The organism is Streptomyces sp. NPDC028910 (genome assembly GCF_055564955.1).
Window position 1 is genome coordinate 24,890 of sequence record NZ_JBVHVF010000015.1, and the last position, 12,867, is coordinate 37,756.

Annotated in this window: 13 protein-coding genes; 6 read left to right on the forward strand and 7 right to left on the reverse strand. The window is 73.7% G+C overall.

Annotated features, from left to right (window positions below):
• Positions 1–26 precede the first annotated feature (26 nt).
• From ACZ4TV_RS19255 to ACZ4TV_RS19265, 3 genes are read right to left on the reverse strand one after another with little or no spacing between them, the layout of a single operon-like run.
• On the reverse strand, positions 27–1,070 hold the full coding sequence (locus ACZ4TV_RS19255; protein WP_468135872.1) for an NAD(P)/FAD-dependent oxidoreductase: 1,044 nt from the start codon (positions 1,068–1,070) through the stop codon (positions 27–29).
• On the reverse strand, positions 1,067–1,696 hold the full coding sequence (locus ACZ4TV_RS19260) for an isoprenylcysteine carboxyl methyltransferase family protein (protein WP_468135873.1): 630 nt from the start codon (positions 1,694–1,696) through the stop codon (positions 1,067–1,069). Before ACZ4TV_RS19260 ends, ACZ4TV_RS19255 begins: the two co-directional genes overlap by 4 nt.
• Positions 1,697–1,701: 5 nt before the next feature.
• A complete protein-coding gene (locus ACZ4TV_RS19265) occupies positions 1,702–2,763 on the reverse strand; it encodes a type III polyketide synthase (RefSeq protein ID WP_468135874.1) in 1,062 nt (353 codons plus the stop codon).
• Between the two features lie 76 nt (positions 2,764–2,839).
• Between ACZ4TV_RS19265 and ACZ4TV_RS19270 the strand changes: the two genes are divergently transcribed.
• On the forward strand, positions 2,840–3,748 hold the full coding sequence (locus ACZ4TV_RS19270; RefSeq protein WP_468135875.1) for a UbiA family prenyltransferase: 909 nt from the start codon (positions 2,840–2,842) through the stop codon (positions 3,746–3,748).
• Positions 3,749–4,092: 344 nt separating this feature from the next.
• Here the strand turns inward: ACZ4TV_RS19270 and ACZ4TV_RS19275 are convergent, their stop codons facing one another.
• Positions 4,093–5,124: a saccharopine dehydrogenase family protein gene (locus ACZ4TV_RS19275; RefSeq protein ID WP_468135876.1), complete on the reverse strand. Its 1,032-nt coding sequence runs from the start codon at positions 5,122–5,124 to the stop codon at positions 4,093–4,095.
• A 101-nt stretch (positions 5,125–5,225) separates the two neighbouring features.
• Here ACZ4TV_RS19275 and ACZ4TV_RS19280 point away from each other — a divergent pair, with 101 nt between their 5' ends.
• Positions 5,226–6,179: a helix-turn-helix domain-containing protein gene (locus tag ACZ4TV_RS19280; RefSeq protein ID WP_468135877.1), complete on the forward strand. Its 954-nt coding sequence runs from the start codon at positions 5,226–5,228 to the stop codon at positions 6,177–6,179.
• A 29-nt stretch (positions 6,180–6,208) separates the two neighbouring features.
• Here the strand turns inward: ACZ4TV_RS19280 and ACZ4TV_RS19285 are convergent, their stop codons facing one another.
• On the reverse strand, positions 6,209–7,249 hold the full coding sequence (locus tag ACZ4TV_RS19285; protein WP_468135878.1) for a PHP domain-containing protein: 1,041 nt from the start codon (positions 7,247–7,249) through the stop codon (positions 6,209–6,211).
• Positions 7,250–7,310: 61 nt separating this feature from the next.
• On the reverse strand, positions 7,311–7,787 hold the full coding sequence (locus ACZ4TV_RS19290; protein WP_468135879.1) for a MarR family winged helix-turn-helix transcriptional regulator: 477 nt from the start codon (positions 7,785–7,787) through the stop codon (positions 7,311–7,313).
• A 129-nt stretch (positions 7,788–7,916) separates the two neighbouring features.
• On the opposite strand from ACZ4TV_RS19290, the gene ACZ4TV_RS19295 reads away from it, so the two are divergent.
• On the forward strand, positions 7,917–8,327 hold the full coding sequence (locus tag ACZ4TV_RS19295) for an organic hydroperoxide resistance protein (protein WP_030770995.1): 411 nt from the start codon (positions 7,917–7,919) through the stop codon (positions 8,325–8,327).
• Positions 8,328–8,403: 76 nt separating this feature from the next.
• A complete protein-coding gene (locus ACZ4TV_RS19300) occupies positions 8,404–10,098 on the forward strand; it encodes an FAD-dependent monooxygenase (RefSeq protein WP_468135880.1) in 1,695 nt (564 codons plus the stop codon).
• 4 nt (positions 10,099–10,102) lie between these two features.
• Here the strand turns inward: ACZ4TV_RS19300 and ACZ4TV_RS19305 are convergent, their stop codons facing one another.
• Positions 10,103–10,468: a DUF6204 family protein gene (locus ACZ4TV_RS19305; protein ID WP_468135881.1), complete on the reverse strand. Its 366-nt coding sequence runs from the start codon at positions 10,466–10,468 to the stop codon at positions 10,103–10,105.
• Positions 10,469–10,637: 169 nt separating this feature from the next.
• On the opposite strand from ACZ4TV_RS19305, the gene ACZ4TV_RS19310 reads away from it, so the two are divergent.
• Together ACZ4TV_RS19310 and ACZ4TV_RS19315 are read left to right on the forward strand one after the other, a co-directional pair.
• Positions 10,638–11,921, forward strand: coding sequence for a VWA domain-containing protein (locus tag ACZ4TV_RS19310; protein WP_468135882.1), 1,284 nt, complete (start codon positions 10,638–10,640; stop codon positions 11,919–11,921).
• Positions 11,921–12,745 (forward strand): hypothetical protein, encoded by an 825-nt coding sequence (locus ACZ4TV_RS19315; protein ID WP_468135883.1) that lies wholly within the window; start codon positions 11,921–11,923, stop codon positions 12,743–12,745. Before ACZ4TV_RS19310 ends, ACZ4TV_RS19315 begins: the two co-directional genes overlap by 1 nt.
• Positions 12,746–12,867: the final 122 nt, after the last annotated feature.

Genomic DNA, 12,867 nt, shown 5'->3' on the forward strand with positions numbered 1-12,867 from the left:
CGCCCCGTGCGCGGGGTGCCGCTTTTTCACGCGAGCAGGTTCACCGCCCGCGTGAACGCGCGCGGGAGCCGGACGGCCAGCGGGACAATGCGGTGGGCGAGTCGCGGCTGGTGGCGGGCCCAGAGCAGGGACGCGGTGAGGGTGCGGTAGCTGCGCGACAGGTCCCGCCAGGCCTGCTCGTACGCCTGCGGCCGCCCCGCCCGTACGCAGCGCACCAGTTCGCCGGCCGCCGTCACGGCGAGGGTGAGCCCCTCGCCGGTCAGCGCGTCCACGTACCCGGCCGCGTCTCCTACGAACAGCACGCGCCCCGCCACCCGTACGCGAGCCCCCTGCCGCAGCGGCCCGGCCCCGCGTACCGGAGTGTCGCCGCGTACCGGCGTGTCGCCACCCGCCGCCAGCCGCGCCGCCAGCAGCGGGAAGCGGGCGAGCTGTACGTCGAAGGGGGCCTGGTCGCTGGTCAGGACGGCCACGCCGATCCGGTCGGGCGCCAGCGGGGTGACGTAGGCCTCGCAACGCGCCGACCAGTGCACCTCGACGAGGTCGCTCCAGGGCTCGACGGCGTAGTGGCGGCGCAGCCCGTAGCGCGCCGGCCGGCCGGGCGCGAGCGGCGCCGACAGGCCGAGCCCCCGCCGGACGGGGGAGTGCAGGCCGTCCGCCGCGACGAGGTACCGGGCGGTGAGCCCCGCCGCGCTGACCTGGTGGACGTCCTGGCGCACCTGGTCGACGCGCCGCCGGAGCACCCGTACGCCGAGCTGTGCGGCGCGTTCGGCCAGTGCGGCCTGCAGCACCGTCCGCCGGACGCCGAGGCCCGGGCCCGAGCGGAAGAGCCCCTCCGCGTGCCGGCCGCTCACGCCGTCGACGTAGCGGATGCCGTGGAACGGCTGCCCGGCCACGGGCACGCCCAGCTCCAGGAGGCGCCCCACGGCTCCGGGCATCAGGCCCTCCCCGCAGGCTTTGTCGATGGGGGTGGGCCTCGGCTCGACGACCACCGCCTCCAGGCCGGCGAGTGCGCCGTGGATGGCGGTGGCCAGCCCGGCCGGCCCGCCGCCGGCGATCAGCAGATCGATCACGAGGGGGCGCCCGCCGACGGTACGGAGGACGGCGCACGCAGCCGGCCGCCGTCCGTCAGGGCGGCGTCCTCGCAGCCGATCCGCACGCGCAGCAGCATCAGATTGAGCACGGTGAAGCCGAGCGCGGTGATCCATGCCGTGTGCACCAGCGGCAGCGCGACCCCTTCCGCGACCACCGCCACGTAGTTGGGGTGGCGCAGCAGCCGGTACGGTCCCACCTCGACCAGCGGCTGTCCGGGAACGACGAGCACCCGGGTGTTCCAGCGTTTCCCGAGGGAGGCGACGCACCACCAGCGAAGGCCCTGGGCGGCCACGACGACGGCGAGCGCCGACCAGCCGAGCAGGGGGACGAACGGCCGGCCGGTCGCCCAGGGTTCGACCACGCAGCCCACCAGCAGGGCGGTGTGCAGGGCGACCATGGCCGGGTAGTGGCCGCGACCGTACTCGCGGCCGCCCCGCGCCACGCTCCACGCGGTGTGGCGGCGGGCGGTGATCAGCTCGGCGAGCCGCTCGACGACGACGAGGCCGATGAGCAGCAGGTACAGGCTGAGGGAGTTGAGGGAGTTGAGGGAGTTGAGGGAGTCGAGGGAGTCGAGGGAGGAGTTCACGGAGTTCAATGAGTTCATCGGGCTCACCAGCGCAGGAGGACGAGTTCGGAGGCGAAGCCGGGACCGAAGGCGAGCATGAGCCCGACCGACCCGGGAGGAGGCGGCCCCGCGCTCTGGACGTCGTCCAGAATGTGCAGGACCGAGGCGGAGGACAGGTTTCCCACGGTCGCCAGCGACCGCCGGCTCGCCGCGAAGGCCGAATCCGGCAGCGCCAGCGCGTCCGAGAGCGCGTCGAGGATCTTCGGGCCGCCGGGATGACAGATCCACGCGTCGACGTCCGCGGGCTTGAGGTGGTGTGCGGCGAGGAAGGTCTCGACTTCCTCCGCCACGTGCAGGCTGACCAGGTCGGGGAGTTCGCGGCCGAGCACCATGCGCATGCCCCAGTGGCCGATGTCCCAGCCCAGGAGGTGCTCGGTGCCCGGGTAGATGCGGCTGCGGGCGGCCACCACTTCGGGTCCGGCGCCGGTGGCGTGCAGGGGATGGTCGCGGCCCACCGCCAGCAGGGCGCCCGCCCCGTCGCCGAAGAGGGCACCGGCCACCAGATTCGCCATCGAGGTGTCCCCGCACTGGAGGGTGAGCGAACAGAGCTCGGTGGACAGCAGGAGGGCCGCGTGGCCGGTCCGGCCCGTCAGATGGTCGTGGAGATGGCCGAGAGCGGCGGCGCCGGCCGCGCAGCCGAGGCCGAAGAGGGGAACCCGCCGCACGTCGGGGCGGAGCCCGCCGCGGGTGGCGAGGCGGGCCTCCAGAGAGGGCGTCGCGAGTCCGGTCACCGTCGTCGACATGACCAGATCGACCTCTCCCGCCGCCAGACCGGCGTCGGCGAGGGCGAGCGCGAGGGCCTCGGCGCCGAGCTCCAGAGCCGTCTGGAGGAAAAGGGCGTTCGTCGCGCCGAAGTCGTTCCCCGGCCCGTAACGCTCCAGCGGAAGCGCGAGGTGACGGCCCTCCACGCGCACCGAGGCATGGACCCGGCGCAGCAGGGCGGTGTCGGAGCCGGGGGGCAGGAAGCGGGCGAGCGCCTCCGTGATCTCGGACTGGGGGTGGCGATGGGGCGGGAACACGCTGCGCACTGCCAGAACACGTGTCATTGATTCACCATAGGAAATAACTGACACATCGTTATGAATCAGACGAACCGGGCGCGGCGCAGCATAGCGTGTCGCCGTGCCCGCGCGAACCACGCACTTGAGCGAGATCACCGAGATCACCGAGAATGCCGATGTCACCGTGACTGCCGTGACCGCCGAGTCCGGACGTACGGTCACGGGCCTGATCGCAGGCCTGCTGGCGGCATGTCACCCGCTGCCCGCGGCCGCCGTAACCCTCTTCGCCGCCGCCCTGGCGGCCGCAGCGGGGCGGGGCCTGCCGGGAGCGGCCGTCACGGTGGCCGCGGTGGCCGCCGGACAGCTGTCGGTGGGCTGGTGCAACGACCGGGCCGACCTGCGGCGCGACCTGGCCACCGGCCGACGGGACAAACCCCTGGTCGCCGGTACGGTGTCACCCGCTGCCGTCACCCGGGCGGCGGCCCTGGCGCTGGCGCTCTGCGTCCCGCTCTCGCTGGCCGGCGGGCTGCTCGCCGGCGCCGTGCACCTCGTCGGCGTGGCGGCCGCCTGGGGCTACAACCTCCGGCTGAAGAGCACCGCCGCCTCCTGGGTCCCGTACGCCCTGGCCTTCGGCCTGCTGCCCGCCTTCGTCACCCTCGGCCTGCCCGGCGCGCCCTGGCCGCCACCGTGGCTCACGGCCGCCGCCGCCCTGCTCGGCGCGGGCGCGCACTTCGCCAATGTCCTGCCCGACATCGACGACGACCTGGCCACCGGGGTCCTGGGGCTGCCGCAGCGGCTCGGCGTACGGTCCTCGGCCGCGCTGGCCGGTCTGCTCGTCCTCGGCTCGACCGCCGCCCTGGTCGTGGGACCGCCCGGGCGGGTGACGCCGTACGGCTGGGGGCTGCTGGCCGCGACGACGGCGACGCTGCTCCTCGCCGCCCGCCGGCCCGCCGGAAGGCTCCCGTTCCTGGCCACGATGGCCGTGGCCGGAGCCGACGTGGTCCTGCTGGTCCTCGGGCTCGCCGGGTGAGGCGGGCGGCTTCCGTTGGTCCGCGCGGCTCACGGTGCAGAACCGTTTTGGCGGATGCTCGTTGAAAGGGTGGGATGCACGCCTGCCCCGGTACTTCCCCCTCCCGGGGCGGTTTCCCGCATCCCCGCCGCGCGGGCGGGCTGCCCGGCCGGGGTCACCCGAGCGCACCCCCGCCGGCAGACCGGTCCTGACGCCGGCATGCTTCCGCCCCCGGCCGTACCCAACCGCCGGGAGCGGCCTTCGCCGCGAGCGGCGGCGCCGGCGGCAGGCGTCAGGACCGGGCCGGACCAGCCGCCCTCTCCCGGCCTCCGCGGCGCCTGAAGGACGACGTATGACGGCGGCGCCTACTGGCGGAGTTCGAGCGAAATGTGCGCCGACAGGGCGCGGAGAAAGTCGGGCGCGTCGAAGATCGCGCCGGCGGAGGCGACACCGACCGTCCTGGTCCGCCCCGTGAGGACACGGTGGACCGCCTCCACCGCGAGCGGCGCGCTCACGGCGTAGATGTCCTGCCCCCTCGCGACAGCGCGCCGTTCCGCGCCGCCGGAGCGCACGACGACGTCGACGAGGAAGGTCTGCCCGGACCGGCCGTGCTCGTCGACCACGGTCGGCGCCGGTGTGTCCGCGGCCGCCAGGTCTCCGGCCGCCTCGACCGTCATGTACGAGCGCACCTCGGGGATGGCGAGGTGGCTGGGGACGGTGACGACGTCGGCCATGCTGAACTCCCCGATCACGGCCCGGGTGCCCATCGGTTCGGGAAAGGGCCACTTCAGGGTCGACGGGGCGTCATCGTGGTACTCCAGCCGGCCGTGGCTGTAGCGGACCCGCCGGCCGGCCCTGCGCTCCCGGGACACCGTGCCCGCGTCGCGGGTTCCGGCTGTGGGGTGCCAGCTGTTCAACCCGTAAGCGACATGCGCCTCGTCGGCTGTCGTCCAGTCGCCCATCGCCGCGGTGACCAGCAGGTCGCCGAGGCCGCCGAAGAAGGCCATCGCGGGGATCACCACGGTGCCCGCGGCGCGGGCACGATCCGCGAAGTGCGTGAACGTGTCGAGATTGGCCTCGATTTCGGCCGCGACATCCACATACGGGATCGCGGCGCGCAGTGCCGCCTCGATGACCGGTGCGGCGGTCGTGGCGAAGGGCCCGGCGCAGTTGATGACGGCAGCCGCGCCGGCCAGCGCGCGGTCGAGGCAGGCCGGGTCGTCGACCGTGGCCGGTCGGGCGCCGAGCCCGGGATGGGACGCCGCGAGCGCCTCCAGCTTGTCCGCGTCGCGCCCGGACAGAACCGGGACGAATCCACGACGCCGCAACTCCGCCACCACGAAGCGCCCGGTGTGCCCGTACGCGCCGAACACCGCGACCGTGTGACCGGTTTCCATCAGTTCTCCCCGTGCTCGAACGATCAGCTGCAAGAACATCCTGTCGGTGGGAACGGTCCGGCACGAGTGTCCGGAACGACATGGCCCGTACAATTTCGGACATGGGTACTGTCGCGCTGGCCGTCACCGACGGAATGCTGCACTTCGAACTGTCCTTGGCCTGCGAGGTTTTCGGCGCGGACCTGTCCGGCGTGGCCGACCCCTGGTACAGCATGGCCGTCTGCGGGCCGGGCGCCGTGCGGGTCGGCCGGTTCCGGCTGGAGCCCGACTGCGGGCTCGAACGGCTCCCGTACGCCGACACGGTGATCGTCCCCGGGTGGGCCGACATCGACGTGGATCCGCCCGCCGACCTGGTCGACGCGGTACGCGCGGCCCACGAGGCGGGCGCGCGGGTGGCCTCCCTGTGCACGGGCGCGTTCGTGCTGGCCGCAGCCGGGCTGCTGGACGGGCGACGCGCGACCACGCACTGGGCGCACACCGAGGCGCTGGCCGCCCGCTATCCGCGCGTGGAGGTCGACCCGGACGTGCTGTACGTGGACAACGGCAGCGTGCTCACCTCCGCCGGCAAGGCCGCCGCGATGGATCTGTGCCTGCATCTGGTCCGCCAGGACCACGGCTCGGCGATCGCCAACACGCTCGCCCGCCGCCTGGTCGTGCCCCCGCACCGGGCCGGCGGCCAGGCCCAGTTCGTCACCACCCCCGTGCCCGCCCAGGACGACCACCCGCTCGCCGAGCTGTTCCCCTGGGTGATCGAACGGCTCGACCACGCGCTGACCGTGGAAGACCTCGCCCGCCGGGCGAACATGAGCTCGCGCAACCTGGGCCGCCACTTCAGGTCGGTGACCGGCACCACCCCGCTGCAATGGCTGCTGACCCAGCGGATCCGGCGCGCCCAGGAGCTACTGGAGGCCACCGGCGACAGTGTCGACGCCATCGCGGAGGCCACCGGCATGGGCACCGCCACGACGCTGCGCCGACACTTCAACCGCACCATCGGCGTGCCCCCGGACACCTACCGCCGTACCTTCCGCAGCTCCCGGTCCAGCCCTGGCTGACGAACCGCGGCGACGCAACGCCGCACCCCCTAAGGTGCGAGCCGGGTGCGGGTCCAGGTCAGGAGGTCGTCCGCCGCCCAGGTGTTGATGACGCGCTCGGCCGGAACGCTGCATTCCGCGGCCCGTTCGCAGCCCAGGACCTGCCAGTCCAGCTGGCCCGGGGCGTGCGCGTCCGTGTCGATCGCGAAGAAGGTCCCGGCCGAGACGGCCAGGCGCAGCAGCCGCCGGGGCGGGTCCAGCCGCTCGGGCCGGCTGTTGATCTCCACGGCGGTTCCGGTCTCCGCGCAGGCCGCGAAGACGGCCTCGGCGTCGAACCGCGACTCCGGCCGGGTCCGCCCGGTGAGCAGCCGCCCCGTGCAGTGGCCCAGTACGTCCATCAGGGGATTGCGCACCGCGGCCAGCAGCCGCCGGGTCATCGCCGGCGCGTCCATCCGCAGTTTCGAGTGCGCGGAGCCGACGACGAGGTCGAGCCCCTCCAGCAGCTCCGGCTCCTGGTCCAGCGCCCCGTCCTCCAGGATGTCGCACTCGATTCCCGTGAGCAGCCGGAACGGTACCCACGTCTCGTTGAGCTCGGCCACCGCCCGCAGCTGCTCGCGCAGCCGCTCCGGGGAGAGCCCCCGCGCGACCGTCAGCCGCGGCGAGTGGTCGGTCAGTACGGCCCACTCGTGGCCCAGCGCGGCCGCCGTCCGGCCCATCTCCTCGATCGGGCTGCCGCCGTCCGACCAGTCCGAGTGCACGTGGCAGTCCCCGCGCAGCGCCGCCCGCAGCGCGGTGGCGGCGGGCGTGGCCGGCTGTCGTCCCTCGGGGAGCGCGGCAGCCTCGTCCTCCAGTCGCTGCAGATAGGCCGGCACCGCCCCGGCGAGCGCCTCCCGCACGACCTGGGCCGTCTTGGGGCCGATGCCCTTGACGGCCTCCAAGGAACCGGCGACGCCGGCCCGTTCGGCCACCTCGCGCTCGCCCATCCGTACGAGCGCGGCCGCCGCCGTCCGGAAGGCCCGCACCCGGTAGGTGGGCGCCTGCGCGCGCTCCAGCAGGAAGGCGATCCGGTCCAGCGCCGCAACCGGGTCCATCGCGTACCTCCTGCCTCCCGGACCTTGGACCAGTGTCCGGCGCGGGAGGCGCTCGCGCCTGTTACGCCTCCAGGGGGGCGGCGGCGTCGAGGGCGGCGGTGAGCCGGTTCAGGCGGGCCTGGAGATCGAGGATCTCGGACAGCTCGAAGCCGGTCGCGGTCGCGATCCGCCGGGGCACCTCCGCCGCGCGGGCCCGCAGCGCGGCGCCCTCCTCGGTCAGGTGGGCGTGCACGGAGCGCTCGTCCTCGGTGCTGCGCTCGCGGCGGACCAGGCCGGCCGCCTCCAGCCGCTTGAGCAGCGGGGACAGCGTCCCCGAATCCAGCCGGAGGTGCTGCCCGATGTCCTTGACCGGCATCTCGCCGTGCTCCCAGAGCACCAGCATCACCAGGTACTGGGGGTAGGTGAGCCCCAGGTCCTTGAGGACGACGCGGTAGAGGCCGCCGAAGGCACGGCTCGCGGCGTTCAGCGCGAAGCAGATCTGGCTGTCCAGGCGCAGGAAGTCCTGGTCGGGGTGGGTGGCGGTCGGCTGCTGGGTCATGACGTCCAGTGTACCCGGCGTGAGGTTGCGAGGCATTTAATTGTGCACAACTAAATTGTGTGCTCTACTCATGGAGCGCGGTCGACCACCGGCCGCCCGCCACCGTTCATTTCTGCGAGAGGAACTCTCATGGACGCGCTCTACACCGCTGTCGCCACCGCCAACGGCCGCGAGGGCCGCACCGTCAGCTCCGACGGCCAGATCGACCTCGCCCTGGCCATGCCCCCGGCGCTCGGCGGCAACGGACAGGGCACCAACCCCGAGCAGCTCTTCGCGGCCGGCTACGCGGCCTGCTTCGCGAGCGCGCTCGGCCTGGTCGGCCGCCAGGCCAAGGCCGACACCAGCGAGGTCTCGGTCACCGCGGAGGTCTCCATCGGCAAGGACGGCGCCGGCTTCGGCCTGGGCGTCACCCTGCGCGTCGAGCTCCCCGAGTCCCTGGCCGGCGAGACGGGCGCCCTGCTGGTCAAGCAGGCGCACGAGGTCTGCCCGTACTCCCGGGCCACGCGCGGCAACATCGACGTGGACCTCGTGATCGAGTAAAGATGCCGGACGCCCGGCGCGCGGCGACCATGGAAGGGCACCGACCCGTTCGGGGGCCGCACGCCGGGAGACGCCAGTGGCGCACACCTACACAACCGACGTACTCGTCGTCGGCGCCGGCCCGGTCGGGCTGACGGCGGCCGTGGAGCTCCGCAGGCGCGGCGTCTCCTGCCGGATCGTCGACCGGCTGCCCGCCCGGCTGCCGTTCGCGAAGGCCGTGGGCATCCAGCCGCGCACCCTGGAGATCTGGGACCGCATGGGGCTGATCCGCACCGCCCTGGAGGCGGCCGCCCCCCTGCGCGGACAGCTGGCGTACGTCAACGGCGCCGAGAAGTCGCGCCTCGAGCTCGCCCTGCCGCCGGAAGTGCCGTACGGATTCGCGGCGCTGCCGCAGTACGAGACCGAGCGCATCCTCGAAGAGTTCCTGGGCCGCTTCGGGACCTCCGTCGAACGCGGCACCGAGCTGGTGGGGTTCGGCCAGGACCCCGACGGGGTGACCTGCCGCCTGCACGACCCCTCGGGCGCTGAGGAAGAGGTACGGACCCGGTTCCTGGTGGGCTGCGACGGCGCGCACAGCATCGTCCGCAAGGGGCTCGGGCTCAGTTACGCCGGCGGCGCCTTCCCCGAGGAGTACATGCTCGGCGACGTCGAACTCGACTGGGACCTGCCGCACGAGTACACCGTGCGCTCCATGCACCGGGGCGAGGACGGCACGGTCGACGACACACTGGTGTGCATCCCGCTGCCCGGTCCCGGCCGGTACCGGGTGTCGATGAGGGTGCCGCCCGAACTGTCCACCGCCCGCCGGGCCGAGGACGGGACCGACGGGGTCGCCCACGGCCTGCAGAGCGGCCGGGCCCCCGGACTGGCCGACATCCAGACCGTCCTGGACCGGCTGTCACCGCGCCCCACCACCGCCTCCAACATCCGCTGGGCCTCGGTGTTCCGCATCAGCCACCGGATCGTCGACCGTTACGGCGACGGCCGGGTCTTCGTGGCCGGGGACGCGGCGCACATCCACCCGCCGACCGGCGCCCAGGGCATGAACACCGGTATCCAGGACGCCTGGAACCTGGCCTGGAAGCTCGCCCTCGCCATCGCCGGGCGCGCTCACCCCGACCTGCTCGCGAGCTACGACGCCGAACGCCGGCCCGTCGGCGAGGAGGTCGTCGGCCGCACCGTGCGGCACGCCGCCGAGGGGGTCCAGGCCGACCCGGAGGACCCGGCGACGCTGATGCTGCGCGAGGCCCAACTGCTCGTCGGCTACCGGGGCAGCCCGATCGTGGACCCGCCCGGCGAGGGCCCCGGACCCCGGCCGGGCGACCGGGCACCGGACTGCGGCGGCCTCACCGGGCAGATCGCCGCCTACCCGCTGCGCCTGTACGACCTGCTACGGGACCGCGAACACGTACTCCTGCTGTACGGGGCGGGGGCGGGGGCGGGAGCCGGGACCGGGACCGGAGCCGGTACCGGCTTCGACGAACTCGCGCGGACGGCATGGGAGTCCTCCGGCGGCCGGATGGCTGCCTGCCTGGTGCTCCCGGCCGGTTCCCCCGCCGATGCCCGGGCCGATGCCCCGGCCGAGGCGACCGTACTCCCGGTCTATCGCGACACCGGCGGCGAGTTCGCCCGCCTCTACGCGGTCGAAGAGCCCACCGCCTTCGTGATCCGCCCGGACGGATACCTCGGCGCCCGCATCTCCCCACCCGCCCCGCAGCCGCTGGCCGCCCACCTCGCGGCCGTCTTCGCCGCGAACGCTCAGGACGACTGACCGGTCAGGCCCGGACGTCGGCGCGGGTGGCCTCCCGGCGCCCGCGCTTGCCCAGCGGAGCCATCGAGAGGTCTTGGGCCTGCGACCTCAACTGCTTGAAGCCGTACCCACGGTCGCTCAGCCAGCTCTCCGCCGCCAGTTCCACGCGGGCCGTCGCGTCGAGGATGTCCTCCTCGGCCTCGCCCGAATCCAGGAAGCGGAAGGTGAAGAAGGGGCGGGCCGCGAGGTCGTAGGTGAGGTGCCCCTCGGCGGTGAACTCCGCGCGCAGCATGTCGTGCTCGGGCGCGGCCGCGAGCAGCTCGGCCGTCTGCTCGTCGGTCAGACCGTCGAACGAGCCGCGGACCGTGATACGGAAGGTACGGGTACTCATCACGGCAGCCTAAAGCGGCCGCAGCGTCGCTTGCACCCGGATATCCACCGATCCGCTCCGCCCGCCGGCCCGGCCACGGCCGAGACGCACGACAAGGGCCCGCGGCCCCCCAAAGCCCCGGCCGGGAGCCCGTTTTGGATTGCCGGACGATCCTCAATACGATCCGGCGATGATCACAAGAAAACGGCTGGCGGCCGGGGCGTGCGGCCTGCTCGCCGCCCTGGCCGTCGGGCTCTTCCCGGCGAGCGCCACCGCCGCCGACGGACCGACGGCGAAGGAACCCCCGAAGGTCGACCTGGTCCTGGACGTCAGCGGCTCCATGCGGGCGAACGACATCGACGGCCAGTCCCGGATGGCCGCGGCGAAGCAGGCCTTCAACGAGGTCATTGACGCGGTACCCGACGAGGTGCGCCTCGGCATACGGACCCTGGGCGCCAACTATCCCGGTGAGGACAGGGCGCTCGGCTGCAAGGACACCAAGCAGCTCTACCCCGTCGGGCCGCTCGACCGGACCGAGGCGAAGACCGCCGTCGCGACGCTCGCCCCCATCGGCTGGACCCCGATCGGACCCGCCCTGCTCGGCGCGGCCCAGGACCTGGAGGGCGGCAACGCCACCAAGCGGATCATCCTCATCACCGACGGCGAGGACACCTGCGCCCCGCTCGACCCGTGCGAAGTGGCGCGCGACATCGCCGCCAAGGGCATCCACCTGGTCATCGACACCCTCGGCCTGGTCCCGGACGCCAAGACCCGGGCCCAGCTGACCTGCATCGCCGAGGCCACCGGCGGTACGTACACCTCGGTGCAGCACAAGGCGGAACTCTCCAGCAGAGTGCGCCAACTCGTCGACCGGGCAGCCGACCCCGTCGTCAACCCGGTGGCGACCGAGGGCGCGAAGCAGTGCGAGGGCGCCCCGCAGCTGAAGGCCGGCCTCTACAGCGACCGCGAGACCTTTGGTGAACACCGCTGGTACCGGGTGGACGTCCTGCCGGGCCAGGAACTGCGCGCCTCCGTGAGCATCGGCGCCGACCGCGCCGTCAACAACGACTACGGCGTCCTGTTGCGCGCCACGACCGTCCACGGGCGCGAGATCGTGCGCGGCTCGGAGGCGGGCGACGGGCGTACCGACGTCCTCTCGACCGGCCTGCGCTACCCGAAGGCCGAGACCGACGACGTGGACGGGGACACGGACGCGAAGCCCGCCGCCGAGACCGTCTGCCTCCAGGTCAGCAACTCCTTCTCCGCCCCCGCGTCCGTCAAGACCACCCCGGGCATGCCCGTCGAGCTGACCATCGATCTGGTGGACGGCCCCGACGGGGCCTCCGACGTCGCGTCCTTCGGCCTCGGGCGGGGCTGGTGGCTGCTGGCCGTGCTGGCGCTCGCCGGGCTGCTGGCCGGTCTGGTGTGGGGATGGATCTCGCGCTGGCGCATCTCCGTCTGGAGGACCAACTGATGCGTACCCTACGCACACTGACCGCCGCCCTTCTGGCCGCAGCCGCCGCCCTCACGGTGGCGGGTACGGCCGCGGGTACGGCACTCGCGGACACGTCCTCGGCGAGTCCCACCCCCACCGCCAGCCCGAGCCCGAGCGCGGGCGCGGGCAAGGGCGAATCCGCTCCGACCGAGGCGGGCACCAGCTTCCGTACCGCCACGGCGTTCCGGCCCGGCCAGCGGGCCACGGCCGACGCGTCCAGCGGCGACTACCTCTACTGGGTGCTGCCCCTCGACGCGCAGCAGCGGGTCACGGTGAAGGCCACGGTCACGCTGCCCGCACCGGCGGCCCGGCACGGCGCCTCCACCTGGCAGCTCGACGTGTACGACGGACTGCGCCGCCGGCAGGCCTGCACTTACGGCACGCAGAGCGGGGCAGCGGCCAAGGAGGCCGCCACGGTCCAGCTGTCCTGCACCCTGCGCACGGTCCGTGCCGGCGCCGAGCCGTGGGCCAACGACCCGCTGCCGGGCAGTTATTACGTACGCCTGACGGTCGTCGACCTGCCGGACGAGGACCTCGGGCTGCCGGTGCGCGCCGCCGTCGAGGCCGAGGTGAAGGAGACCGGCGGCGTCCAGGCGGTGGACGGAGCCCTCTCCGCTCCGCTGGTCGCCGGCACCGTGACCGCGTCCCTGCGCGAACCGGAGGACGGCTGGTCCGGCGGCTGGTGGTCGAGCCGCTGGATCTGGACGGCGGCCGGCGGAGTGCTCGGAGCCCTCGCGGGCATCTTCGGTTACTCCCTGACGCGCGGCTCGGGCCGCCCGTCCCGGGTACCGCCCGGCGCCTGAGCGGTGAGGCGGTCGCGGTCCTGAGCCGCGACCGCCGTGACGGTCGTGACGGCCGCGACCGCCGTGACGGCCGTGACCATCAGGCCCGACAGCGCCCGGGGGGTGTCCGCAAGGAGGCAGAA

Bases quoted from the DNA above. Each gene is read 5' to 3' on its own strand.
- ACZ4TV_RS19285 (WP_468135878.1), bottom strand. From the start codon at position 7,249: ATGGACCCGGTTGCGGCGCTGGACCGGATCGCCTTCCTGCTGGAGCGC.
- ACZ4TV_RS19310 (WP_468135882.1), top strand. From the start codon at position 10,638: ATGATCACAAGAAAACGGCTGGCGGCCGGGGCGTGCGGCCTGCTCGCC.
- ACZ4TV_RS19260 (WP_468135873.1), bottom strand. From the start codon at position 1,696: ATGAACTCATTGAACTCCGTGAACTCCTCCCTCGACTCCCTCGACTCC.
- ACZ4TV_RS19265 (WP_468135874.1), bottom strand. From the start codon at position 2,763: ATGACACGTGTTCTGGCAGTGCGCAGCGTGTTCCCGCCCCATCGCCAC.
- ACZ4TV_RS19275 (WP_468135876.1), bottom strand. From the start codon at position 5,124: ATGGAAACCGGTCACACGGTCGCGGTGTTCGGCGCGTACGGGCACACC.
- ACZ4TV_RS19280 (WP_468135877.1), top strand. From the start codon at position 5,226: ATGGGTACTGTCGCGCTGGCCGTCACCGACGGAATGCTGCACTTCGAA.
- ACZ4TV_RS19315 (WP_468135883.1), top strand. From the start codon at position 11,921: ATGCGTACCCTACGCACACTGACCGCCGCCCTTCTGGCCGCAGCCGCC.
- ACZ4TV_RS19305 (WP_468135881.1), bottom strand. From the start codon at position 10,468: ATGAGTACCCGTACCTTCCGTATCACGGTCCGCGGCTCGTTCGACGGT.
- ACZ4TV_RS19295 (WP_030770995.1), top strand. From the start codon at position 7,917: ATGGACGCGCTCTACACCGCTGTCGCCACCGCCAACGGCCGCGAGGGC.
- ACZ4TV_RS19290 (WP_468135879.1), bottom strand. From the start codon at position 7,787: ATGACCCAGCAGCCGACCGCCACCCACCCCGACCAGGACTTCCTGCGC.